We start from the raw sequence: 25,803 nt of genomic DNA on the forward strand, positions 1-25,803 counted from the left end.
GTATCAGGAGCAGGATAAGATGGTGTATATCCTTTTGAATCTGTTTCAGTAAATGTATATTTAACGCCTTTTGGTAACCCTTTAAGTATAATTTGGTCTCCAGCACCTAATTGTAAACCTTCTCTAGAATGCGTTCCATATTTTGAAGTAAAAGTTGTTGTCGTTCCAGCGACTGTTATACTATACGTTGCATTTTTTCAAGATTTTCCAAACTTAATGTGAAAAGGAACTTATCATCTTTATCCATCTGGTTACCAGAGATTCTCTTTTCAAAAGTCAAATCAACAGAATTATAAGAATCAAAATAACCTAAACTTTTATTTTCTACCTCATTCTTATCGTTTACAGGGTCAGACTCATTTTCATGAAAAACCGTTCCAGCAACAGAATAAGTATATTCTCCGTTTGACTCAGAAGCATCAACATACACGTCCAAATATCTTACTGTACTTGGATCGTTGTTAAACTTTCCATCTAATTTTTGTTCTGTAATCTTATATTTATAAACACCAGCTTTATCAAATTTTTTATCAGACCAATTTACAGAAACATTAGTACTAGCATAATAATCTCGTTTTAAATCACTTAGTTTCGCCTTTAACTTCTCTGTATCACTTAGATCACTTACCTTTTTAGGGCTATCAGTTGATGAAAACGTCGCAGTTAAATCTCCTAAATCTGGTGCTGTTGCACCAGCTGGTGCACTTACTTTTTCAGTTGTATAATTAATTGTCTTATTAGGAACTGGTGCACCTTCTTCTAAACCTAAATAAACTGTAAAAACATTAGTTGTTCCTTCAGCTGCAAATGTAGGTACAGCTCCCGAGAAAATCATTGCTGCAGAAACGATTGCCGCTGCAAGCTTCGGCATGAATCTAAATCTTTTCATAAGTTTCTCCCTCCTAGATTCGTAGTCTCAATTTCTTACTTGTTAGTTGACACTGGTGTTTAATATTCATTAATTAAACACTTTATTACCCCTAAAGAACCGTGTCCCTTACATTAGGATGTTATTGTAGTTATTCATCACTCCCATCACTATTCTTTATATCTATCAGCATCACATTCTATTTGTCATTAATTTCTTTTTTCTCTTTTTGATATAAATAACAACTAATGCACCTAATGCAATAGTGATCCAGAATGGTGATCGTGTGAATGTATCAGCACTCGTTGGTACAACATTTTGAATTTCATTCTTAAATACTACAGTTGAAGTACTTGTTATATTTCCCCCCGTTGAATTCGTTTGAGTATAACTACCATCGCCATTTTTAACATAAGTTGTATAGCCATCATAGCTTGACTCTGATACTTGATATGTATATTTACCGTCTTCTTTTGAAGGTAGACCACTTATATACAGGTATTGTCCATTTTTGAGTGAAAAATTCATCAAATATGTTGTAATACCATCACTTGTTCCCGTCGGAATAAAACGACCACTATAATCTTCCGAACCATCTTCAGAAACAATTTTCATAGTAATTGGATATTTTGCTAATGATTCATTAAAGTTTGTCATTGGAAGTAATAAACTCAATTTAAATTTAAACGTATCATCTGAAAGAGGTAGCCCAGTAACTATTTTACGAATTATAAGTTTACCATCGTGAGGTATATCTGAATTATCAATCACAGTTCTTTGTATATATTTCAAGTTATCATCATCTTTAACGGTGACATCTTCAATGTTAGGATTAACTTCATATCCATCAGGAGCTTTAGTTTCCACAATGTGATACTTATGCCCAATTTGTAATGAGAGCTTACCAGTTCTTGCAATACCATCCTGACCAGTCACAATAGTAATTGTTTTATCTTTTAGAGAATCATCAACACCTTCTGTTACATCAGTGATCGTGAACTCAGCACCTTGGAGCAAATGATTATTAGAATCTTTTTTTACTATTTCTAATCCTGCGCCTTTATCTCTTATCTTTGTGTTTCTAATAACAACTTTTGACGTTCCATCGCTAGAAGTTACTTTATCTCCCACATCGATTATCTTTTGATCATCATTAGGTCCTACTTCAAATTTATAAAACTTATCTATATTTTCTGTTTCAATAGAATAACCATTTGGAGCCGAAATTTCTTTTACAGCATAACTACCTTCAGTTAATCCTGTAGTCTTATCCATTGAGAATATACCACCGTACCCTAATTCACTTGTTGTAAATGTAGTTTTTTGTTCATCTTCAGAAAAATTACCATCATTATTTTTATCTTCATAAAGACCGAATTTAGCACCAATAACAGGATTTCCAAATTGGTCTTCTTTCTTTACTCTTACTCCCGCTCTTACATCAGGATGAATGCCCTCTATTGATAATAAGTTTTGCACATTTTCTGTATTGCTCGAAGATGGAGAATAAATATATAATTTAACTTTATCATGATCAGGTATATTATCATAATTGTACGTTTTTAAATCCCAAGTATATTTTAGTTTTGTTCTATTTCCTCCTGAGTCAATAGAATAAAACTTGAATATTTTATTAGTATGATCAAATTCGATTGTCTGTGTTTCATTTGTATAATCTTTATTCGCAATTAAATCATACTGATCAGTATATAACCAAATCAAATCCTGAGCTTCAGTTTGGTTTAGCTGTCCTTTAGATATGAAGTCATCAGACCAATATATTAATGCAATTAATGCTCTATTCATTGTTGGACTTGCGCCACCAATTGTTTCACACCCACTATTTGAACTAATATAGTCTCCAATATAATTAGAATGTCCATTTTCATCCGAGTTCGTTTTTTTATTTATATTATCATCTAATTTAACTTTATCATAATAGCCGTCTGGATAATGCTTCTTTATATTTAAGCAGTATCCATGAAATGCATGAGCAGGATCATGAATTTCCCAAATATTATTACCATAAAGACTACCATTAGCTTCATATTGAGGATCAGATCCAGCCACATTTACTCTCTTATAGGTACCTGCCATTGTACTTCCATCAAAAGAACTATCTAGTTCATCACTCGTATATATGTTTGAAGTTGAAGTGTATTTCCAATACCCAGAAACACCTAATTTTAAATAAGTTTTAGAATCAGCATGATGCCAATTTGATCCAAAAGTAATTTCTTCTAGATTATTACAACCTGTAAACGGATAAAAGGAAGATGGTAGACCAGGCGTAGAAGCATATTCAGTTGAAACTGCTCCATTAAAACTAGATAAATTGATCTCTTTTAAGCCACTACAATTAGCAAACATAGAATACATATCCGTAAGTGATGATACATCAAAGCCGGACAAATCTAATTTTGTTATTCCGCTACCATAAAACATATAAGACATATTTGTGACTTTACTAGTTGTAAAATACGATTTATCTCCGTTATTAAATTTAATGTAACTTGTTTTACCATCATTTGTAAGACTAGTACATCCGCTAAAGAAAGACACCATATTAGTTACATTTGAAGTATTTAAACCACTTAAATCAACTTTATTTAATGAAGTACAGCCATAAAAGAACGACATTAAAGAAGTATCAGCAGTAGCAATACTTTTAGAAGATGAACCAATAACGTGTTGTTAACAATTTAGTGACTTGGTATGATTTTTAGTTGATAGCGCACAATTTAATATCTCTCTACGAGTCATAAATTCCATTAACTTTATTTTTACAGATCAAATATACTATTGCTAAACTTAAATATACTTTCTTTACTGAGTTGGCGAATGTAGAAATATTGCTGATGCTGTCTCAGCATCCCTAAAAGCTTTGTAACTTTCTCGCTGATATTGAGTTTTCTGAAATTATATTGGATCATAAATAACGAGTTATATCTATTTATATACTTTGTAGATATATTTCTATAATAGATGATTTCTGATTCAATAAATGAATGAAGTCCATTTACAGTATTCAAATGATCAGTTTTTGTATACTCATCGAGTTTTAGATGCTTTACGCCGCAATTTCGTTTTTTCAGACTCCAGTCATAAATATTGATACCATCTATAAAGCAGTAGCTTTCTTTATCAATATGCTGACAAAATTCATAGCCATTCACGTCAGTAGGTCGACCGGTATTATAGGTGTGAATAAATGTATTTCCGCCTCGGGAAACTACGGTCATAATACATACTAGAATATCAGTTATGCCTGGTTTCGGTGCTATTGATCCATGTTTTCGAGGATCAACGCCTTCCAGCTTGGTCCCTTTATGACTCGCCAGGATGTACTTCTCATCTATTTCAGCTACATCACCTACAGAATCATTAGCTAGGATCATTTCAATGAAATGAAGTAGCTTATGACGCATTCTAAATACAGTTACATAATGCACACCGATTTTGAATGCAGTTTCGCGTAAAGCTAAACCGTTGAGTGTATCTTTAAGAACAATTTTCCACTTTGAAAGGCTCTGATGTGAATAGAAAGTTAATTGACCGGTATCCGCTACAAAGCGTTTATTACAGCTTTTACATCTATACATTTGCTTGCCACTTTTTGTGTGTCCTGCTTTGATCATTTTAGGATGTTTTTCAGGACATTTTGGGCAATGCTCTATGATAGGTGTAGACGCAGTTTCATTAGCTTCAATATACTCCTCAACCATATCAAGAATCTGTTCAATTTGAAATTGATCTAGTTTAATATTAGATAAGTTAGCAGCAATGTTTTGAATTTCCATATTAATACCTCCAGGTACTATATATTTTAGCAAATATACATATATCCTGATGTTCAATACATCGCTTGAAAGGGATAAATACGGAGCTTATATGTGAAAGTCACTTATTTGTTAACAACACGACCAATAAAATTAATTTCCTCTAGATTTTTTGCATTTGGTGAATTACTTACTGCAAATAAACTTGATTTTACTTTTACATTATTATATTCTGTACCTTTTATTGTGACCGTTGGATAAATAGAAATAGATTTTACAGTCCCTATAAATTTCGTTAAAGTTACTGTTTGTCCTGACGGCGTATAATTGAAATTGTTTATCCATGAATCAGTTTTACCTGTTGTATCTTTAGTTTTAGTATATTTCACATTGATTGTATAATCATTACCATCGTATGTGATCGTAACATCTGCTCCAGCACTTACATCTGATTTTGTATTAGGATCAGCAGAAATAGTCCATTTATTATCTGCTTTACTTGCAGTAATATAACTTTTAGTTGAAGTTACATTTGTGATTTTGGATTCATCAATAGTTGTACCATCGGTAAGTAATTGAGCTAATAGCTTAGAAGCTAAGACACTTGAATCACCATAAAGATAGTAGATCTTGCTATTATCATAGTTAAAATCAATGACATAAGTTGAGAAGCTTTTTGTTTCTCCTGTGATGGTATCTTTTACCTGATCAAGCTTTAATGTTTCAGCTTTTTTATCATCTACAATATGGTAGACATCAGTACTTAACATCTTCACATAATCATTTGTGAACGTTACTTTTACTTTACCTTTGGAAGTATCTGGTTCAATTTCTTCACCATCTTTGTTCTTCATAGTAATATCAAAAGAATACTGCTTGATTGTGCTCTTATTATCATCTTGTTTTTCACTAATTAATTTCTTTTCCTGTGATGTTAAAGTCACTTTTTTGACTTCCATTGTTGTTCCCTCTGGGAACACATTAGCATCTGCAGACACCTTGACTTTCACACCATCAATTGTTTTCTCTGCATCAAATGCTGGAGAAGATGTTATTAGCTGATCAGCCGTATCCTTTTTGGTAAGTTCATCTGCTGTATCCTGCGCTGTTAACTGCTCTGCTGTATCTTGATGAGTTGTTTCTTGTGTAGCAGAAGATGTCATTGAATCTTCTGCACTTGCTACTGTTGGAAAGACAACAGAGACAACCATCATTAAAGAAATGATGAATGTTAGCAAAGCTGTATATCTATATTTCTTCATTGCCTGACACCTCCCGCTATGCAATAAATCATATATATTATTCCTATTTATTGAGGATACCCGTTTCCTCAAGTAACGCTAGATTATCATGGGTTGGTCACAAAGATGTCACATATCCCGTATATTAATATGTTTTATTATGTGACAATTTATTTTATTTCATTACAAATTTACATGTTTTCATGCAATATATTTTAATTTATATCACTTTTGAAATAAATAGTAATGATTATCACTAACTTTCAAGGATATCTTAGACCTCTTTCAATAGAAATTCAAGAAAATCAAACTATTCTAAAAATATATATTTGAAGTCATTTTCAAAATAATAAAAAAGAGATGTTATTGTGGTCTAACATCTCTGATTCCTGCGCCTTCCGGCATTTCTTCAGTTGTATAATTAGAGAAACAAGAATATTCTCTTTCGAACACTAATTTAATATCGGCAGTAGCCCCGTTACGGTGCTTCGCCACAATAATTTCCGTGATCCCATTCACTTCCTGCTCTTTTTCTTTATTCTGATAATCTTCTCGATGTAAGAAGGCAACGATATCGGCATCCTGTTCAATAGCCCCGGATTCACGTAAATCTGATAACATTGGTTTACCTTTACGCTGTTCAACTGCTCGGGAGAGCTGTGATAAGGCAATAACCGGACATTCTAATTCACGGGCCATAGCTTTTAGCTGACGAGAAATATCAGAGACTTCCTGCTGACGGGATTCTCTGGAATTGGTTGGTCCCTGGATTAACTGTAAGTAGTCAATGATGACCATCTTTAAGCCTTTTTCCTGATTAAGGCGACGGCATTTCGCAGCGATTTCCCCAATTTTGATCCCGGCGGTATCATCGATATAAAGGTTACACTGACCGACACGTTCAGCAGCAGCGTAGTACTTGCTGGCATTCTCTTTTAAGATAGAACCATTCTTTAGGGAATCGTTATTCACTCTCCCTGCGCAGCAAATCAAACGGTTAACTAACTGCGTTGCTGGCATTTCTAGTGAGAAAATAGCAACCGCCTCTTCACTGTTATGAGAAGAGTTAAAACCGATATTTAAGGCAAATGCGGTTTTCCCAACGGATGGACGGGCGGCTATAATGACCAAATCACCAGGCTGAAAACCAGAGGTTAACTTATCGAGTTCTCTAAAGCCGGTTTTGACCCCTGAGACAACTCCGCCTGATTGCTGGAGTTTGTATAAACGCTGGGTCACTTCATCAATGACATCATGAATATCTTTAAACTCCCCGGCATTACGATCGCGCGTAACATCTAAGAAGTCTTTTTCCACGCCGTTGATATAATCATTCATATCCCCGACATCTCCGTCATAAGCAGAAGAAATAATATCCGTGCATTCTTTGATCAGTCTTCTCAGCAATGAACGGTTATTAAGGATATTCAAATAATACTGGGTATGAGCTGTGGTTGGTACGGATTCTGATAACTGTAAGAGGTATTCAACACCGCCTACTTTATCAAGAACGCCTTTATCCATTAAATAGGATGTCACGGTTGTGACATCCACGGGTGCACCACCATCATGAAGGTATTTCATTCCTTCATAAATGAGTTTATGGTGATCATAATAGAAATCTTCTGGAGTCGCTAAGTTGATGACTTCATCACAGGCTCCTTTATCAATGAGCATCGCCCCTAATAAGGCGCGTTCTGCTTCTAAGTCATGCGGTAATTCTCTTGCACTTTCCATAGATCATCCTACTTTTCTGATAAATGTACGTTAATTGTTCCAATAACACCTTTGAATAATTCAATCTTTAATTTCGTTGTCCCTAAGTTACCAATTGGATAAGCATTAATGAACTTTCTCTTATCCACTTTGATATCATACTGTTCTCTTAAAGCTTTGACGATCTGTTTAGTAGAGATATGTTCAAAAGTACGACCTTCTTTACCAGTAGCTACTTTAAATTCAACAGTAATGTCTTCTAAACGTTTTGCTAAAGCTTCGGCTTCTTCTTTCTTTAATGCTTCCTGAGCCGCTTCTTCAGCTTTTTCTGCAGCTAAGTTTTTACGTTCATGCTGCGTCGCCATAACTGCTAATTTGTTTTTAATAAGGTAGTTCTGGCCATAGCCATCAGCGACTTTAACGATATCGCCTTTCTTCCCTACTTTTCTGACATCTTCTAATAAAATAACTTGCATAATTATTCTCCTCTCTCATCTAAATACTGATTAATTGCATTTTCTAACTGCTGTGTTGCCTGATCAACACTCACATCTTCTAACTGGCAGGCAGCCATCGTGAAATGACCTCCGCCGCCCATTAATTCCATAATCATCTGGACATTGATATCACGCGATGAACGAGCGGAAATCGCCACTTTGTTCTTGGCAACACGGCCAACTGTGAACGCCGCCTTGACATTTGAGACATTTAATAAGCGGTTGCTGGCTTTCGCTAACGTTACCTGAGCATGTTCTTCATTGTCATTACTGTGGGCAATGAGAATATCATTTTTAAACTGATAAGCACTTTCCGTAATCTTAATAATTTCAACGGTCTTCGCAAAGGAATCCTCTAAGAATTCATAAGCGCGAATGACATCGGCAGACATTTCTTTTAAGCGGGCAGCCGACTGGAAAGTACGGACGCCAACACGCTGTCTGAACTGATTAGTATCGACTAAAATACCTGAGTACATAATCGTCGCATCAAAATCATTGAAATGAATATCGTTGGTTTCATAAGAACATAATTCAATGATCAACTCAACAGTTGAGGAAGCACTTGGTTCCAGATATGTAAGAATTGGTGAATCAATGAATTCTTCACCACGTCGATGGTGATCAATAACCACTTTATTTTTCACTTTCTCTAACATGACATTAGAGATCGATAATGATGGTTTATGATGATCTACTAAGATTAATAAAGAATCTTTATCAATGTATTCTAACACTTCGGAATAGCTGACTAATAAGCCTTTATAACGTTCATCTTTTTTAACGAGTTCAGCGACCCCTGCCGTTTTATCTTCTAGTGATTCGGGATCATAGATAATATTGACTTTCTTATCATAAGCCTGCACAATACGGGCCATTCCAATAGAAGCCCCAAAGGAATCTAAGTCTGAGAACTTATGACCCATAACATAAACATTAGAAGAACGACGGATAATGCCGGCTAACGTCTGAGCGATAACACGAGCACGTACTTTAGAGGATTTCTCCATTGTATCGCTGCGGCCGCCAAAGAAACGAACACGATCTTTACCAGATTTAATAGCGACCTGATCGCCGCCTCGGGAATAAGTTAAACGTAAAGCCTGCGAAGCGAGCTGATCTAATTCACCTAAAACTCTCGTTCCTCTCCCAATCCCAATGGATAAGGTAATAACTTCATCTAATTCCAGACAGGCCTTCTTGAAGGTATCTAAGATATCAAACTTGTTTTCAACGAGTTTCTTATAAATACGTTCATTAAAGAATAACATATAAGAGCCAGTTTTATAACGACGGATGATCATCCCATTATTATAAGCCCAGTCGACAATAACCTGTCGACAGATTCCCTGGATCTGCGCCGCTTTTGGTTCATCGACATTCTGCAGGGTTTCTTCATAGTTATCGATCGTTAAATAGCCTAAACACATCTGCTGATCCGTATAGTCCTGCTCTAAGCCGACATACTGAGTGACATCTTTTAAATAGATGAGATGAGAACCTGCCGCATTATAGGCTTCAAACTTCTTGCCTTTGACATCGATTAAACGGATATCTTCATCTTCGAATAGGCCCGCTAAAGTTGGCTGCCATTCTAAGAGCTTTACCCCAACGATATTGATATTCATGGCTAATAACAGGTCTGAGACCCAGGTGATATTACGGTTATCATCATACATGATTAAACCGACCCCGCCAAAGATCAATGCATTAGAAGCATCAGAGCTTAAAGCTTCACTGACACTTAAGGCATTGCGATCTAAAACATAACCGGTATACATCATACAGCCAAAGACAATAATATTTTTGACCATAATATAGAGTACTAAAATAAAGAGTGGTTTACTTGGAAGAACCACATAGATCCCACATAACAATACAATTTCGACAATAAGACAGACGGTAAAGAGGTTTCTTAACTGACTGATTTTCTTTGTCACAGGTCTCATCCCCCTTTCGTGATATTATTATATAATCTTTGTCTTGCTCCTGTAAACACATCAAATGCGCCAATCAATGCATAAAGCTGTGCTACCATTGGAATAAAGAATAAAATAAATAATAAGGCTGGCATCTTAGGATGATTATAACATAACATCATGAATGCTAAAAAGGACATGCCCTGCACGGCAAAGAGCAGAAATGAACCATAATATAAATAATTGGCAACCTGATTCTTTAACTGATATTTTTGTAAATAGAACATACTGATGCCAAAGACAATCGCCGCCATAATGGCAAAAGGTTTCCCCATATTGAAGGTCGCAATATGGAAGTTTGCAGGAAATGGCACTTTCAGTCTTAACATCACAATTTGGGTAATCCCTAACATGACATAACATTCCATTACGGACAATAACAGAATCATCATCGGAATCAGATTAAGGAACTGTGATAAACTGATCGTCTTTTTCATTTGTGGCATATAATTGATAATTGAATTGTAAGCCGACGTCATATCTCTGGTCATATTAATATCGACAATCTTTGCTAAGATAGTCACTTCTAATAAATTGACGACAAAGGAAATGATCAGACCACCCAGTAACATCGTCGCTTTACTCGCTTGGCGATGTAAACATTCTCCAACAAAGGTGCCAAAAGCCGCTGCATAGCAGGCAATAATCAGAAATGTTGGTAAGCCGGTGAATAAGACAATGATAATACTGGCAAAAGCCACTAGTAAATTATCTTTCAAAGAATAGGTATAGCCATACCAGGCAAAAGGAATGACCATAAAATAACCAATCAGGGTATCAAAGGTCCCTGCGGTATAAGAGTTAAGCAATGAAATGACGCCTACTAAGGCCGCAATCATTGCCCCATAAACTAATTTTCTTGTTTTCATTTTTTTCACATCCTGGCGTTATTCTACCATATATAGCTTTTATTTCCTATACTAGCTTCTTTCACATTTTCTTCCATTTTCCCCTGAAGATCTTCCCATATGTCTTTGTTAGGATATAGGTGTACTCAGAGATGAGTACTTCTTCATAAATTTCCCTTCATAATTAAAAATCCCAATTGGAGAACCGGACGTCCCATCCGGTTCTCTTTTCATTTATTCACTCACACAATCTTCTGTTTTTCTTTGAACAATCAGCCATAACTGTTTGTTAGGATATACGTGTACTTAGAAGTAAGTACTTCTTCATAAATTTCCCTTCATAATTAAAAATCCCAAATAGAGAGCCGGACGTCCCATCCGGTTCTCTTTTCACGTTTCCTTTCACATATTCTTCCATCACTTCTTGAATAATCAGCCATATCTTCTTGGTATGATATACGTGTACTCAGAGATGAGTATTCTTCATAAATTTCCCTTCATAAAAATCCCAATTGTGAGAACCGGACGTCCCATCCGGTTCTCTTTTTGCCTTCAAACCAAAAAAGCGATGAATCTCACCGCTTTTACGCATAAGCTTTTTGACGCAGGGGCACAAGACTGAGTAATACACCAACAATAATCAAAATACTTCCAGTTATAAAAGATAAAGTACAGGCTTCATGTAATAAGAGAATACCTAATACAGAGGATGTTAAGGTTTGAATCGGATAGAAGCTGGCACAAATATGGGCGGGAATCACACCAAGGGAACGATTCCAGAGGAAGTTCGCTAAAGCTGTACAAATCAAACCAATATATAAAACAGATAAGATAACCGAACCATCCACCTGAACCACTGGATGGGTGAGGGCAATCTCTCCGATGGCGACAGGGAAGTTAAAAATACATGCCATCCCCATAGCAAACTTCGTAATCGTGATAGAAGAATACTTTGCTCCGATCTTACGGGTATTTACACTGGTCAGTGACCATAATAAGACGGATATAAAGGATAAGACCATTCCCGCAATGGCTACTTTAGACCCTACACCAATAATGACAAAGACACCGGCGACTGATAATAGTAAACCAAAGATGGCCCCCGGCGTCATCCGCTCTTTAAGAAATAAGGCTGCCATAACAGAAATCATAATCGGATTAGTAGAGTTAATAAGTGAGGCCATGGATGAACCAGCAATCTTTGTTCCTAGTAACTGGGCATCAACACTGATAAAATAGCCAACAATACCAATCAGTAAAAAGTATGGAACATCAGCTTTATCAATCTTTTCTCTTTTCCCTAACGAGAATAGAGAAAGGACAATAAAACCAATGAAATACCGTAAAAAAGCAACGGTAAAGGTCGGCAGTTTGCCTAATACAAAACTTGATACGACATAAAGTGTTCCCCAAATCACAAAAGTAGAGATAAGCAACACATAAGATGTAATCTTTGACATATTTTCCCCCTTAAACCATCCCTATTATAGTCCTCTTCACATAAAATAAAAACCCCGGATTAACCGAGGTTTGCATGTGATTATTCAACTACGTATGGTAATAAAGCCATCTGTCTAGCACGTTTGATAGCTCTTGCTAACTGTCTCTGGTATTTAGCTGAAGTACCAGTTACACGTCTAGGGATGATTTTACCGTTTGCAGAGATGAATCTCTTTAATAATTCAACATCTTTATAGTCAATATATTCGATATGGTTTTTAGTGAAGTAACATACTTTTCTTCTGCCCATTCTCTGTTTTCTGTAAGCCATTTTTCTTCCTCCTCTAGAATTGAATATCGTCATCCATGATATCGTAGCTGTTCACCGCTTCATCGAAGTCTTTATCAACATCTACTGTTTTCATATCATAGAAGTCATTATTTTGGTTTGGGTTCTGTGGTTTTGTATTCTGGTTGAAGTTATTTGTATTAGCCGCATTGTTATAGCTATTGCTCTGCTGAGAATAATTGTTATTCTGCGATTGATAACTGTTAGCCTGCTGGTTATTACCATAACTATTGCCATTGTAGAAGTTATCATTTGAGACACGACTTTGAGCATTTGCCTGATATCTTTCACGTGCAGCTCTTGTTTCTAAGAACTGTACGCTGTCTGCCTGTACTTCTACGACGTAGACACGCTGTCCCTGCTTATTGTCATAAGAACGAGAACGCAGTCTTCCATCAACTCCAACAAGTGATCCTTTGCCACAATACTGAGCAACGTTTTCTGCTTGTTTATTCCAAACCACAACTGGAATAAAGTCAGCCTGCTGTCCGTCACCAGACTTGAAATTTCTATCAAGTGCTAAAGTAAAGTGACATACAGAATTACCACCGCTTGTCCGGTTTAATTCAGGATCTCTTGTCATACGTCCAACGATCACAACACGGTTCATCATTGGCGATCACCTCTTAGTCGCGACGTAATGTTAAATGACGTAATACGTTTGCGTTGATACGTGATAAACGTTCAAATTCAGCGATGTTAGCTGGAGTAGTATGAGTATCAATTACTACATAGAAACCTTTAGTGTAGTCTTTGATTTCATAAGCTAATTCACGTAAGCCCATTTCTTCGCTGACGTTATCAACAACACCTTCACCATTTGTTAAGATACCCTTGAAGTTTTCTACAAGAGAAGCTCTAGCTTCATCTTCAAGATCAGGTTTGAAGATCATCATAATTTCATACTTGTTCATTTGTTTTTACCTCCTTTGGTCTATACGGTCTGCTTAAAGCAGACAGGCAGTAAATTTTCTTTACATGCTCGTCCATTATAACGTTAACAAATCCCTTTTGCAATGATTATTTCATTATTTTTCAGTATAAAAAAAGATACTCTCTTAACGCTATTCATGACTTCGATACTTGTGATCGGTATTCAGGCTAGCTATTGTTTGCCCTTTTGTTTTGACTTTAACTTGCTCGAGGTTCCATTCCCGGCGACTTTATGTCCGTTTCTTTCACCCAATCAAAACTCAACCACGTGCTCGGATTTTAAGATTCCAATCCATTACCAGACTCATAATCTGATTCAACTTCATGTTCACTTCGCACTACTTCTGGCTTTTCCGTATCTTCAACCTCTTTATGGATCTCTGATCACTTTGTTATGCCATGCTCATGAATATATGTTATTTGAGTATCCTTTGATCGAAGGATCTTTTCTCCTTCTTTCTAATTACAATATAGTCTCTTTTGTGATCGCTTTCAAGTATTTTTTATTGATTTCATCAAGTATATTTGAATACAAGGATGCATAAAAACAATAACTCAAATTTTTAGTATACTTGATAACTATCCTACTTATTCTCTTCTAATACAGTTAACTTTCTAATATCGCCAATTTACTGTTTTGATTATTTAATGCTTCTATCTTCTTTTGAAGATCAACAATAAGCATATGCTGATCCATATTTTCCTTTTTGACTCTAGCTAATTCCGCCAATAATCTCTCCTCAGCAGTTGAAGATCCATTTTCTTTTTTCTTTTGTGGTCCTTTTTTACCATTAGGAATCATCTTCCCCGTTTCCGGATCAATCTTACCAATCAAATTTCGTTTAGAACGTGCCTGTTCCTTTTCTGAATCCCAGTAACTCTTTGATTCATAAACATAGATAATACCAATAGTCTTAGTCGTTCTTTTAATAATTGCCATTATTGCACCTTCCTATTTTTCATGCCACAAGAGCATAATCAATTACGCTAACTTCCAACCCTTTTCGCCGATTGTTTTCGCCGTTTTTCAGGTCTTTCCGCCGATCCTTTTCGCCGATTTCCATATCTTTCCGCCGATCAATTACGCCAATCAATCGCGACAATGAAAATATTATGTAGTAATGTTATAGGCTGCTAACAGCAATGAAATAAATAATAGTATATGTGGGAAAGTTGATCACTCAGATAGGATATGATTAATTTGCTGAATGATCGAGAATAGGACGCTTTTGGTGGCGTTCAAGGCAAACTAAAAGATACTCTCTTAACGCTATTCATGACTTCGATACTTGTGATCGGTATTCAGGCTAGCTATTGTTTGCCTTTTTGTTTTGACTTTAACTTGCTCGAGGTTCCATTCCCGGCGACTTTATGTCCGTTTCTTTCACCCAATCAAAACTCAACCACGTGCTCGGATTTTAAGATTCCAATCCATTACCAGACTCATAATCTGATTCAACTTCATGTTCACTTCGCACTACTTCTGGCTTTTCCGTATCTTCAACCTCTTTATGGATCTCTGATCACTTTGTTATGCCATGCTCATGAATATATGTTATTTGAGTATCCCTTGATCGAAGGATCTTTTCTCCTTCTTTCTAATTACAATATAGTCTCTTTTGTGATCGCTTTCAAGTATTTTTTGTTGATTTCATCAAGTATATTTGAATACAAGGATGCATAAAAACATAGTCACTTAAAAAGTGACTATGAGACAAATCCATCAGTGTCATCACGATCTTTAAGGACGACTTCGTTATAATCATTAATATCAAATCCCATGTCGTGAAGCTCATCCAGATGACTTTTTAATTCACCAAGCAGGTGTTCGTCATCTGGTAAGGGAATAGAACCACCGCTTTTTAATAAGTTCATCATATCTTCATCAGGGATATGACCATTGCTTTTAAAGTGTCTAGATGTGTTGAAACATTCCATAATGATTGGGACAAACATTTCCAGCATATCATCATCAATAATGTAATCATCATAGTAAGTTAAAAGATCCTGGAAAGGCACTTCAAAGCTGACGGCTTTGAATAATTCATGGACATCATGAATAGGCTGAGTCAGATCGTCCATACTATTGATGATTAAAAAGAATAATAAATGAAGATAGGCTTGATTACTGTAAGGAAAGCCATAATAGAGATAATCATCTAATTCTTCTTTGGAAGGTAAGGAGATGATATTTTGCTGGTGTAACTTAACGACATCATCATAAACATTTTCTCTTGTCACAAAATCAGAAAGAAAATCTTTCTTCTCTTCATCATAAGTCATAGCCGGATCAGGTAACTGATGATAAAGATCAAGAACTTCCTGAGCCGTTGCTTTAGGGAACTTATACTGATAAAGCAGCTGTACATAATTCAGGTTAATAACACCATAGACAATATCACAGTACGAGATAATCGCATTTAAGTAAGAAAGCTTTGGTCGTAAAGCCTGATAATCTTTATTTTTAAAGATCTTTTTGACCATCTTAGTTGCTTCTTTACTGATCACAAAGGTCTCTGAGTCTGCAATAAAGAAGAAACCTTTCGTTTCTAAGCGATCAAGCATTAAAAGATCAATCAAATTGAGTAAATGTCCGGTGACATCATCATGTACAATATCATCTAAAAGCTCATAAGCGCGATCATTGATTGTGATTAATCCTTTCGTAAGGGTTTCTTCATTCATGAACTGCTTCATGAAAAGATCGACGACTTCGGCTTTCTTATACTTTGTCTTAATCGGTTTACCAAGCTGACGAGAAAGCGCAATTAACTCTGTTTTGTTATAAGAGCGATAAAAATATTCGGTAGAATCGATGATTTCATAATCTCCCATCTCGATGAAAGCTTTGAGTCTTTCTTCAATATCAAATTTCTGATCCATAAAAAATCCTCCTTTCCGCATTATAAGTCTTCCTTAGTGGTAACTTTAATATTATCATAGTCTCCTTCGACAACGTATACATCATGATGTAATAGCTCAACGACACTCGCATCATCAGTTACCTGCTGATGTGTACGAATGGCTTCATCATAAGCTTGATAAATAAGTGATGTTCTAAAAGACTGTGGCGTTTGCGCCTGATAGAGTTCTTCTCTTTTGAGCGTTTCGATCACTTTCCCATCAATCACTCTTTTAATAGTATCTTTACATTTGACCATTGGTAAGCAGGCATCATGAGTTTCCAGACACACTAAGATGCGATCAATAAGATCTTTCTTTAAATATGGTCTGGCCCCATCATGAATGAGAACATAATCTTCTGTTACTTTCTTTAAGCCTTCAAAAACAGAATCCTGGCGTTCTTTTCCCCCTTGGGTAAAGGTAATACGCGGATCTTGGATTAATGAGGCAAAGTCATCTCTTTCTTCATCTTTACAGACAACAACCACCTGCTTACAGCGTTCATCATTTAAAAAGACAGACATGGTCATTTCATAGATTGTTTTATGATCTATTTTATAAAACATTTTATTATATTGTAATCCTGTCCGGCTGCCTCGACCGGCACATAATACAATGGCACTATAATGATTCATTTCTTTCACCATCCTATTCTTATTGTAACGGTTCTTAACCTATTACGCAATTTCATTAGTGAACATGAAAAAAGAACCTGATCGAACAGGCTCTTATTTCTTATAGTAGGCAACTGCCTGATAAGGTTTTAAAGTATGAGGTGTTACATCTTCATCATTAGTAATGAGTAAATCACCTTCAGGTGTTAAATCATAAGTGACTTCATGATCACTCCAGTTTGCTAAAACAGTAATCTTTTCATCATTGTAACTGCGGGTATAGGCAAATAAATCATGGGCGTCTTCATATAAGAGATCCATTTCTCCATAAACAATAATGTCATGGGCATGACGTAAAGCAATTAACTGTTTATAGAAATTATAAATACTATTAGGATCATTGACCTGGGCAGCCGCATTAATAGTTTTATAGTTTGGATTGACATTGATCCAAGGTGTGCCAGTGGTAAAGCCGGCATTTTGTGAATCATCCCACTGCATCGGTGTACGGGCATTGTCACGGCCTTTAGAAGAAATATTTTCCAGCATCTCCTGATCACTATAAATATGACGATCCGTTACTAAGTCTTTATAAGCATTGATTTCTTCAATATCCCGACATTCCTCTAATGAAGTAAAGTGATAATTGGTCATACCCAATTCTTCACCCTGATAAACATAAGGAGTGCCTCTCATGAGATGCAATGTTAAAGCTAAACATTTCGCGCTCATTTCGCGATACTCACCATCATCACCAAAACGAGATACCGCTCTAGGCTGATCATGGTTATCTAAATATATAGAGTTCCAGCCGCCATTTTCACAGCCTTTAACCCATTTCATAATAGCTTTCTTAAGCTCTACTAAGTCTGTTCTCTTCTGCGACCATTTACCATAGTCACCGCCATCTAAAGAGACATGATCAAAAGTAAAGACCATTTCTAATTCATGACGATCTTCCTGAACGTATTTCAAAGCTCGTTCAACGCTTAAACCAGGGGTTTCCCCGACAGTGAATAAATCATATTTCGATAAGACTTCACGATTCATTTCCTGCAAGAATTCATGAATACGTGGCCCATCGACAGTATAAGGGGTGGGATCACCATAAATAGCCCCTTCAGGAACAGGTGCATCAGGATATCTCTGATCTTTAGAGATCATCGAAATAACATCCATTCTAAAGCCATCGATACCTTTATCACACCAGTAGCGCATCATCTTATACAAATCGTCTCGGACAGCTTTATTTTCCCAGTTCAAATCTGGCTGTTTAATGGCAAAGTTATGTAAGTAGTACTGATTTAAGTTTTCATCATACTGCCAGGCACTGCCGCCAAAGACAGAACCCCAGTTATTTGGCTGATCACGCCAGATATAATAATCATGATAAGGATTATCTTTTGATTTACGGGAATCAATAAACCACTGATGTTCATCACTGGTATGATTAGCCACTAAGTCCATGACGATTTTCAAGTGATGTTCATGGGCCTTTTGTAATAACTCATCAAAATCTTTCATTGTCCCAAAGTCGGACATAATGGCATAGTAATCACTGATATCATATCCGTTATCTTCATTCGGTGAGGCATAAACAGGAGATAACCAAATGACATCAACGCCTAAATTTTCTAAGTAATCTAAACGTGAGATAATCCCCTGCAGATCACCAATACCATCGCCATTGCTATCATTGAATGATCGTGGATAAATCTGATAAACAACGGCTTCTTTCCACCAAGCTTTATTCATATAATACAAACCTCCTGCCCTTATTCTATCAAATATAAATCAAAAGATCTTTAAACCTAAGAATCTTGAAAAATTTCTTATCAAAACAACATCATCACATAATCTTACGTAAAGATACGACAGTGCATCGACATCTGCTTGATATGATATACCTGTACTTAGAAATAAGTACTTCTTCATAAATTTCCCTTCATAAAATCCCAATTAGAAAGCCGGTACGCCGGCTTTTTACGTGTATTAAGATAAATCTTCTCCATTAGATGCAATGACTTTGCGATACCAGTTAAAGGAATCTTTCTTAGATCTTGAAAAATCACCAGTGCCATCATCATGTCTGTTGACATAGATAAAACCATAACGTTTATGGAATTCACCTGTTCCACAGCTAACCACATCAATACATCCCCAAGTTGTATAACCAATCAGGGGAACACCTTCATCAATGGCTTCTCCCATCGCTTTAATATGATCTCTAAAGTAATCAATACGATAATCATCATGAATACGGCCATCTTCTTCGATTGAATCAGCAGCCCCTAAGCCGTTTTCTACCACCATTAATGGAACACCAGGATAACGAGAAGCTAACTTCTTTAAGGTGTATTTTAAGCCATCAGGATCAATCTGCCAGCCCCAGGCTGAAGCTTTTAAATAAGGATTCTTTAAGCCCATCGACATATTCCCGCCAATACTTTGGGCATTGGGATCAACAGATACACAGTTACTCATATAGTATGAGAAAGTATACATATCTACTTTACCTTCTTTAATAATAGCTAAATCTTCATCGGTAATATAAGATGTATCAATACCATGATTCTTTAAATAAGCTACAGCTAAAGGATTGTATTCACCTTTAACCTGAACATCACCACAGAAGTCATTGAACATTAAATCTTTTTCTTCTGTTTCTAATAAGTCTTTGGGATTGCAGGTTAATGGATACCAGGTCACATGGCAGATCATACAGCCAATCATAAAATCAGGGTTGATTTTATGACCTTCAATAACTGCTAAAGCGCTCGCCACAAATTCATTATGTAAGCCTTCAAAACGTTTCTGAGGATCATCTTTTAACTGATTTAAAGGAATTGGTTCTTCACTTGCTAAATCTTCTGGAGCGACATAACCAATACCATTGTATTGTCCCATAGCAGTCGTTGCCCCATTGATTTCATTAAAGGTTAACCAGTATTTTACTAAGTCTTTATAACGGGTAAAAACCGTTTTCGCATAACGAACATAAAGATCAATTGTCTTTCTTGACGTAAAGCCTCCATAGTTTTTCACAATGCCCCAAGGGATTTCATAGTGACATAACGTGACTAATGGTTCAATGCCATACTTCTTACATTCTTTAAAGAGATCTTCATAAAATGCTAAACCAGCTTCATTTGGTGTTTCATCATCCCCATGAGGGAAAATACGTGACCAGTTAATAGATGTACGGAAGGTTTTAAAACCCATTTCCGCAAATAATTTAATATCTTCTTTATAGTGATGATAGAAATCAATCGCCTGATGCGAAGGATAGAAATGATCCTTCATAATATGACTGCAGAACATTCTTGGCGTCTCATAATTCCCGCCTAATAATAAATCCGCTTCAGAAAGGCCTTTGCCATCCTCATTATATGCCCCTTCACACTGATTGGCAGCGACTGCACCGCCCCATAAAAAATCTTTTGGAAAACTCATTTTTATACCTCCTGTATAAAGGTATTATAAGAATTCCCATGCATTGCAAAGGGATATTTTCTTAATGAGAAAGATTTTCAGGATTTGCATTCTTTTCATACATTACAAAAGACCGATGAAATCATCTTTTTCATTAGTTATATGAATATTTGATCATAAAAAAACGAGCTTTTGCAACCATTTAGACATTTGAGGACATATGCACATAAATTCAAAAACAGAGAAGACATGCTTCTCTGCTTCTTTAGCTTTGCGTTGTAATGGTATGGACATGATAGAAAAGCAGCTTAAGGCAGTCATAAGGGTTACGAGCAACCCATACAGCAAAAGGGATATGATGCTTTTTCGCATATTGCACTTGATTATAGGTTAAATAACGAATTTGTGCATCTATCCCGCAATGATATTTCCTGACAAAGTAAAAATCACTATGTGTAGCGGGACGATCATAGGTAATGTAGTAAATAGGGATAGTTTTATTAAAATAACGGACAATCATAATTTGGATGCGACTGCTCGAAAGAATGACAGCCTGTTTTTCCATGTGCATTTGTGCGACCGTTTGTAAAACGCGATCAACTCTTTGATCTCTGATCTGTTTAAGTTCAATAAAAGCTATTTTATGATACTTCTTACAAACTTCCAGATACTGTTTTAACGTCGGTAATTTATTTCCCTGGCGATAACGAATATGTTCAATATAATGATAACTATGATCATTTAACATCCCTTTGCCATCAGTCTTTTTATTCATAGTAGGATCATGAAAGATCATAATTTGACCATCTTTGGTATCCTGTACATCGGTTTCAATCCCGGTAAAGCGTGGATTTTGCCCAGCCGCGGTAAATGAGGAAATGGTATTTTCACAATGTAAACGACTGACTAAACCGCGATGAGCGATCAGCTTTTGATGATCATTGGCATAATAGGCAAAGACAAAGAATACTGTTAGATAAAGCGTAAATAATATAAGAATCCTTCTTCTCATAGAAATCAATCCCCCTTGGCATCCTATTGTACACCAATGGATATAAAAAAACAGGTTTACGAGAAACCTGTTAATGAATATTTTGATCAAAGCGGCCATAGACGACATTACGGCGTACACTATGGGCAGCTGAACATGTTGATAACATCAGTAAGTTCGCCTTATTTTTAGTATCGACATCTTCTCTTGCTAGAGACGTTGATAAAATCTTAGCCATATACTGCTGATAGTCATTGCCTTTAGAATACATCTTAGAATCAGCCTGATAAATATTGGTACTAAAGATATCATAGATACTTAATGAACCATCAGGGAGATAGACGTAAATATAAGGGTGACTATCCATATAAGACTGCGTTGCATACTGTTTTAATCCCGCAAACATGGAACCGTTTTTCATATTATGTCCATAGAGAATCGTATTATCATCACTAAAGTCTTTCTTATTAATGGTATCCATAAAGATACAGCCAGCAAAAGAATACTGTCGATAGTAATTATGATGCAGGTATGTATCATTATTAGCCCCTTTTAAGATGGCATAATCAATAGCGGTATGCGGGATATAAATCCAGCCGATAATATCGTTGTTAATGCTTTTCAGCTTTTTGAAATCGATGGAACGCTTTAAAGCGTTAGCATCATAGCCGACTTTGCCTTTTTTCTTGACTTGTCTTTGTTTGTGGGTGATCTTGACGACTTTTTCGCGTAACTCTTTATTGTCCTTATTGACCTTATAATACTTATAATAGGTATAACCTAAGTTAAAACCGCTATATAAGAAGACACATAAAGCGACGATAAAGATAATCCGCGCAATCCACTTTTTAGCCATTAGACATTAAACTTGAAGAACATGACGTCACCGTCTACGCCCTTATAAGTTTTTCCTTCCTGACGAATCTTGCCAGCTTCTTTTAAAGCTGTTTCACTGCCATACTTCATCAGATCATCATAGCTGTATGTTTCGGCACGGATGAAACCACGCTGGAAATCGGTATGGATAATACCAGCCATTTCTGGTGCAGTCATGCCATCAGTAAAAGTCCAGGCACGACATTCATCAGGCCCAACTGTAAAGAAGGTCTTTAAATTCAGTAAGGCATATGTTTCTTTGATCAGTTTATCAAGACCACTTTCTTTAATACCTAAGTCATCCATGAAGACTTGTTTGTCTTCATCATCAAGAGCCGCTAATTCTTCTTCAATCTGCGCACAGATTGGCACGACATCAGCGCCTTCTTTTTTCGTATATTCGACTAACTGATTATAGAATGGGTTCGTCGTTGGATCTTCAATATCTTCTTCACCCATATTCGCCACATAAATAATTGGTTTCGCGGTTAAGAAGTTATACTGACGTACCCATACCATTTCTTCTTTAGAAAAGTCTAAGCTGCGGACAGGTTTATTATCTTCTAAGACATCTTTGATGCGTTTTAATACATCTAATTCTTCCTTAGCTTCTTTATCCCCAGACTGCGCTTTCTTTTCAATCTTGCCGATACGTTTTTCAACAGTTTCTAAATCCGCAAAGATTAATTCTAAGTTAATCGTTTCGACATCACGAACGGGATCTACGCTGCCATCCACGTGGGTAATATCTTTATCTCTAAAGCAACGCACCACTTCCACAATGGCATTGGTTTCACGAATGTTGGCTAAGAACTTATTCCCTAAACCTTCACCACGAGAAGCCCCTTTGACTAATCCGGCGATATCCGTAAATTCAAATGTTGTATAAATTGTTTTCTTTGGGTTAAATAATTTTGCAAGATCATCTAAACGGTGATCAGGAACTTCCACAACGCCGACATTAGGATCAATAGTGGCGAAAGGATAGTTGGCTGCTTCGACCTGTGCATTGGTGATCGCATTAAATAAAGTAGACTTACCAACGTTTGGTAACCCTACGATTCCAGCTGTTAAAGCCATGTTTTTATCACTCCTTCATTTTCACGCTCTCATTTTAATATAGTTACCTTTAAAAAGCAATTAAACATGCTATACTTAAGACATGAAAACATTTTACTTATCAATAAATCAATATTTACAAAAACATCCTGCCTATCGGCATTTCATCGCCTTGGTGACCAAGTTCTCGGTCTACCCTTTTTATGGGCTTTACCCGGCAATTTTAGTCTATCTTTATATGACCAATAATGACCTGCTCATCGAGGTCACATTGAAACCTTTCTTTATGTTTCTCTTTGTGACCCTCTTTCGCAAAATGATCAATCGTCCAAGACCTTATGATCAGCTGCCGATCACCCCGATCGAAGAACATAAACAAGGAGAATCCTTTCCTTCCCGTCATAGCGCCAGTGCTTTTATTATTGCCTTAATGATCATAAAAGTATCACTTCCATTAGGTATCTTCGCATTATTATGCGCCATTATTGTGGCCTTATCGCGCTTACTTGGCGGTTTACATTACTTATCAGATATTGTGGCAGCCATTTTATTATCCGTATTGCTCTATTTTATCTGAAACAGTAAGCATCCTGTCCCAGCTCTTCTAGAGCCTGGGGCTTTTTAATCATGTAGACACCTCGTTTGACCTTTTCAATATAGCCTTCATCGACAAAGCTTTTAATCACTCTTTGAATTTGTCTGTAAGAACAGCCAATCATCTGGGCGACGCGGACAAAGTTATCTTCTACTCGATCATCCTCCGCCACGCTGATGAGATACGAAGCCAAGCGATTTTCCACTGGGAAATGTAAGGAGATCGCAGCATTGTTCCCGCTATAATAAGTAATCAAAGCTAAGTGTCTGGCAATATAGGTCATAAACATCAGATCATGCATGAAGATGTCTCGCGTCGTTTTCACATTGATACAAAGGGCGATGCATTTACTCATGGCAATCGCATCATGACTAACAGGCAGGCCATTCATAAATTCTACCATCCCAATCACTTCACCGACCTGGGAAATTCCATTCAGCAAAGTCGCACCATTGGAATTGGTATGAAGAGTCTGCACCTTCCCTTCGACAATGATGTAGGCATAATGGAGGTCTTCTCCCTGATCTAACAGGTAATCGCCTTTTTTAAATATTCTCTTTTCTAAATACCGATAATTCTCTGGAGAAACGATAGAACGTTCTTCAAGAATTTTCAAAAACTTGTCATTTTTCATAAAATCACCACCTTTAATATGACATATGTCGTGTTTTTTTGCAATAAAAGCACCTATAATGTCACACGGGGTGAGAAGATGGAATTATTACTAGCAGCAATCTGTGGAATGACAGTTTCTTATATGAATATACTAAACGGTCAATTATCAGCGGTAACCGGTAGTTTTCTATCTCTGGTTGTGATTCATCTGACAGGATTAATAGCGGTAATCCTGATGTTAGCAGTCAGAAAAGAGAAACTCACATTCAAAGCAGGAATCCCCCTCTTTGCCTACAGCGGTGGCATCGTTGGTGTACTAACAACCCTCTTTAGCGTAGTCGCAGTCTCAAAAGTTGGTGCAGCATCTCTAACAGCCTTATCATTAGGCGGCCAAATGGCAATTTCATTTCTGCTTGAACAAAACGGATGGCTCGGTGCTAGAAAACAGGCTATGACCCTTCCTAAGTTTGCTGGGTTATGTGTCGTAATTCTCGGGATTGGAGTGATGTTCTCATGATCGCCGTACTCTGTTCAATCTTTAGTGGTGTAACGATTGTATTATCGCGTCAAATCAATGGTTACTTCACTAAAAATACCAGTGCCAGCACAAGCACTTTTATGAATTACTTTACAGGGCTCGTCAGTTCAATCATAATATTTATCTTTTATGGGATCTCACTTACGCCACATATGAGAATAGAAACGTTCACAACAAATCCAATGATTCTCTTCGGCGGTGCAATCAGCGTCATCAATGTCTTTATACTCAATATCCTAGTATTAAGAGTACCGCCTGTGGCTTTGACCCTTACGACCTTTATTACTCAGATCCTTAGTGGGATGCTCTTCGATTATCTCTTTTATGGTCTCTTCTCCCCTCGTAAATTATTAGGTATATGCATCGTGATCGCTGGGTTAATCATCTCGCAGATGCCCGCGAAAAAACCGATGTACAGTACAATGACCCCTAAGAAGTCCAAATAATAGGACTTCTTTTTTTGTGTCTTGACTAAGGATCTCTGTTATTTACTTTCCAGCTGGATCCTTCGCAATTAAAAATGGTGAAG

At 36.5% G+C, this 25,803-nt stretch carries 24 protein-coding genes and 1 pseudogene; 3 read left to right on the plus strand and 22 right to left on the minus strand.

Annotated features, from left to right (window positions below; all coding sequences use genetic code 11):
- Window positions 1-5 precede the first annotated feature (5 nt).
- The 21 genes and pseudogenes from SG0102_RS16015 to ychF form a co-directional block, all read right to left on the minus strand.
- Window positions 6-179 (minus strand): annotated as a pseudogene (locus SG0102_RS16015) (DUF7601 domain-containing protein); the annotation flags it as partial.
- Window positions 176-889, minus strand: a complete 714-nt coding sequence (locus SG0102_RS14640) for a hypothetical protein (RefSeq protein WP_125120621.1) — start codon at window positions 887-889, stop codon at window positions 176-178. The gene SG0102_RS14640 and the pseudogene SG0102_RS16015, both read right to left, overlap by 4 nt.
- A gap of 171 nt (window positions 890-1,060) precedes the next feature.
- Complete coding sequence (locus SG0102_RS14645; RefSeq protein ID WP_125120622.1) at window positions 1,061-3,508, minus strand: SpaA isopeptide-forming pilin-related protein; 2,448 nt, start codon at window positions 3,506-3,508, stop codon at window positions 1,061-1,063.
- Window positions 3,509-3,651: 143 nt separating this feature from the next.
- A complete protein-coding gene (locus SG0102_RS14650; RefSeq protein WP_125118233.1) occupies window positions 3,652-4,668 on the minus strand; it encodes an IS1595 family transposase in 1,017 nt (338 codons plus the stop codon).
- Window positions 4,669-4,772: 104 nt separating this feature from the next.
- The gene (locus SG0102_RS14655) at window positions 4,773-5,909 is read right to left on the minus strand and encodes a hypothetical protein (protein ID WP_125120623.1); all 1,137 of its coding nucleotides are present in this window, start codon (window positions 5,907-5,909) and stop codon (window positions 4,773-4,775) included.
- Between the two features lie 342 nt (window positions 5,910-6,251).
- Complete coding sequence (gene dnaB, locus SG0102_RS14660) at window positions 6,252-7,625, minus strand: replicative DNA helicase (protein ID WP_125120624.1); 1,374 nt, start codon at window positions 7,623-7,625, stop codon at window positions 6,252-6,254.
- A gap of 8 nt (window positions 7,626-7,633) precedes the next feature.
- Window positions 7,634-8,080, minus strand: coding sequence for a 50S ribosomal protein L9 (gene rplI, locus SG0102_RS14665; RefSeq protein WP_125120625.1), 447 nt, complete (start codon window positions 8,078-8,080; stop codon window positions 7,634-7,636).
- Between the two features lie 2 nt (window positions 8,081-8,082).
- Window positions 8,083-10,050, minus strand: a complete 1,968-nt coding sequence (locus SG0102_RS14670; RefSeq protein WP_231999819.1) for a GGDEF domain-containing protein — start codon at window positions 10,048-10,050, stop codon at window positions 8,083-8,085.
- Window positions 10,047-10,949 carry a DUF2232 domain-containing protein gene (locus tag SG0102_RS14675; protein WP_125120627.1) on the minus strand — a complete coding sequence of 301 codons (903 nt, stop codon included), beginning with the start codon at window positions 10,947-10,949 and terminating at the stop codon, window positions 10,047-10,049. Before SG0102_RS14675 ends, SG0102_RS14670 begins: the two co-directional genes overlap by 4 nt.
- 563 nt (window positions 10,950-11,512) lie before the next feature.
- Window positions 11,513-12,388 (minus strand): DMT family transporter, encoded by an 876-nt coding sequence (locus tag SG0102_RS14680; protein WP_125120628.1) that lies wholly within the window; start codon window positions 12,386-12,388, stop codon window positions 11,513-11,515.
- Window positions 12,389-12,468: 80 nt separating this feature from the next.
- On the minus strand, window positions 12,469-12,699 hold the full coding sequence (gene rpsR, locus SG0102_RS14685; RefSeq protein WP_029071399.1) for a 30S ribosomal protein S18: 231 nt from the start codon (window positions 12,697-12,699) through the stop codon (window positions 12,469-12,471).
- Between the two features lie 13 nt (window positions 12,700-12,712).
- Window positions 12,713-13,330, minus strand: a complete 618-nt coding sequence (locus SG0102_RS14690) for a single-stranded DNA-binding protein (protein ID WP_125120629.1) — start codon at window positions 13,328-13,330, stop codon at window positions 12,713-12,715.
- Window positions 13,331-13,343: 13 nt separating this feature from the next.
- A complete protein-coding gene (gene rpsF, locus SG0102_RS14695) occupies window positions 13,344-13,631 on the minus strand; it encodes a 30S ribosomal protein S6 (RefSeq protein WP_125120630.1) in 288 nt (95 codons plus the stop codon).
- Between the two features lie 626 nt (window positions 13,632-14,257).
- Window positions 14,258-14,590: a hypothetical protein gene (locus SG0102_RS14700; RefSeq protein WP_125120632.1), complete on the minus strand. Its 333-nt coding sequence runs from the start codon at window positions 14,588-14,590 to the stop codon at window positions 14,258-14,260.
- Window positions 14,591-15,357: 767 nt separating this feature from the next.
- Window positions 15,358-16,533 (minus strand): hypothetical protein, encoded by a 1,176-nt coding sequence (locus SG0102_RS14705; protein ID WP_125120634.1) that lies wholly within the window; start codon window positions 16,531-16,533, stop codon window positions 15,358-15,360.
- A 20-nt stretch (window positions 16,534-16,553) separates the two neighbouring features.
- Window positions 16,554-17,189, minus strand: a complete 636-nt coding sequence (gene ispD / locus SG0102_RS14710; RefSeq protein WP_125120636.1) for a 2-C-methyl-D-erythritol 4-phosphate cytidylyltransferase — start codon at window positions 17,187-17,189, stop codon at window positions 16,554-16,556.
- Between the two features lie 93 nt (window positions 17,190-17,282).
- Window positions 17,283-18,923: an alpha-glucosidase gene (locus tag SG0102_RS14715; protein ID WP_125120638.1), complete on the minus strand. Its 1,641-nt coding sequence runs from the start codon at window positions 18,921-18,923 to the stop codon at window positions 17,283-17,285.
- A gap of 237 nt (window positions 18,924-19,160) precedes the next feature.
- Window positions 19,161-20,621 (minus strand): glycoside hydrolase family 1 protein, encoded by a 1,461-nt coding sequence (locus tag SG0102_RS14720; protein WP_125120640.1) that lies wholly within the window; start codon window positions 20,619-20,621, stop codon window positions 19,161-19,163.
- A 244-nt stretch (window positions 20,622-20,865) separates the two neighbouring features.
- Window positions 20,866-21,612 (minus strand): glycerophosphodiester phosphodiesterase, encoded by a 747-nt coding sequence (locus SG0102_RS14725; protein ID WP_157983079.1) that lies wholly within the window; start codon window positions 21,610-21,612, stop codon window positions 20,866-20,868.
- Between the two features lie 70 nt (window positions 21,613-21,682).
- Window positions 21,683-22,447: a class B sortase gene (gene srtB, locus SG0102_RS14730; protein WP_125120642.1), complete on the minus strand. Its 765-nt coding sequence runs from the start codon at window positions 22,445-22,447 to the stop codon at window positions 21,683-21,685.
- Window positions 22,447-23,547, minus strand: a complete 1,101-nt coding sequence (gene ychF / locus SG0102_RS14735) for a redox-regulated ATPase YchF (RefSeq protein WP_125120643.1) — start codon at window positions 23,545-23,547, stop codon at window positions 22,447-22,449. Before ychF ends, srtB begins: the two co-directional genes overlap by 1 nt.
- 82 nt (window positions 23,548-23,629) lie before the next feature.
- On the opposite strand from ychF, the gene SG0102_RS14740 reads away from it, so the two are divergent.
- Window positions 23,630-24,103, plus strand: coding sequence for a phosphatase PAP2 family protein (locus SG0102_RS14740; protein WP_125120644.1), 474 nt, complete (start codon window positions 23,630-23,632; stop codon window positions 24,101-24,103).
- Here SG0102_RS14740 and SG0102_RS14745 read toward each other — a convergent pair.
- Window positions 24,096-24,755: a Crp/Fnr family transcriptional regulator gene (locus SG0102_RS14745; RefSeq protein WP_125120645.1), complete on the minus strand. Its 660-nt coding sequence runs from the start codon at window positions 24,753-24,755 to the stop codon at window positions 24,096-24,098. The two genes, SG0102_RS14740 and SG0102_RS14745, sit on opposite strands and share 8 nt — an antisense overlap.
- 78 nt (window positions 24,756-24,833) lie before the next feature.
- Between SG0102_RS14745 and SG0102_RS14750 the strand changes: the two genes are divergently transcribed.
- Window positions 24,834-25,253, plus strand: coding sequence for a DMT family transporter (locus SG0102_RS14750; protein WP_125120647.1), 420 nt, complete (start codon window positions 24,834-24,836; stop codon window positions 25,251-25,253).
- Entirely contained in the window at window positions 25,250-25,720 is a 471-nt protein-coding gene (locus SG0102_RS14755) for a DMT family transporter (protein WP_125120648.1), read from the plus strand. The genes SG0102_RS14750 and SG0102_RS14755 overlap by 4 nt, the downstream gene beginning before the upstream one ends.
- Window positions 25,721-25,803 lie beyond the last annotated feature (83 nt).

Source organism: Intestinibaculum porci (assembly GCF_003925875.1).
Classification (GTDB): Bacteria; Bacillota_I; Bacilli_A; order Erysipelotrichales; family Coprobacillaceae; genus Intestinibaculum; species Intestinibaculum porci.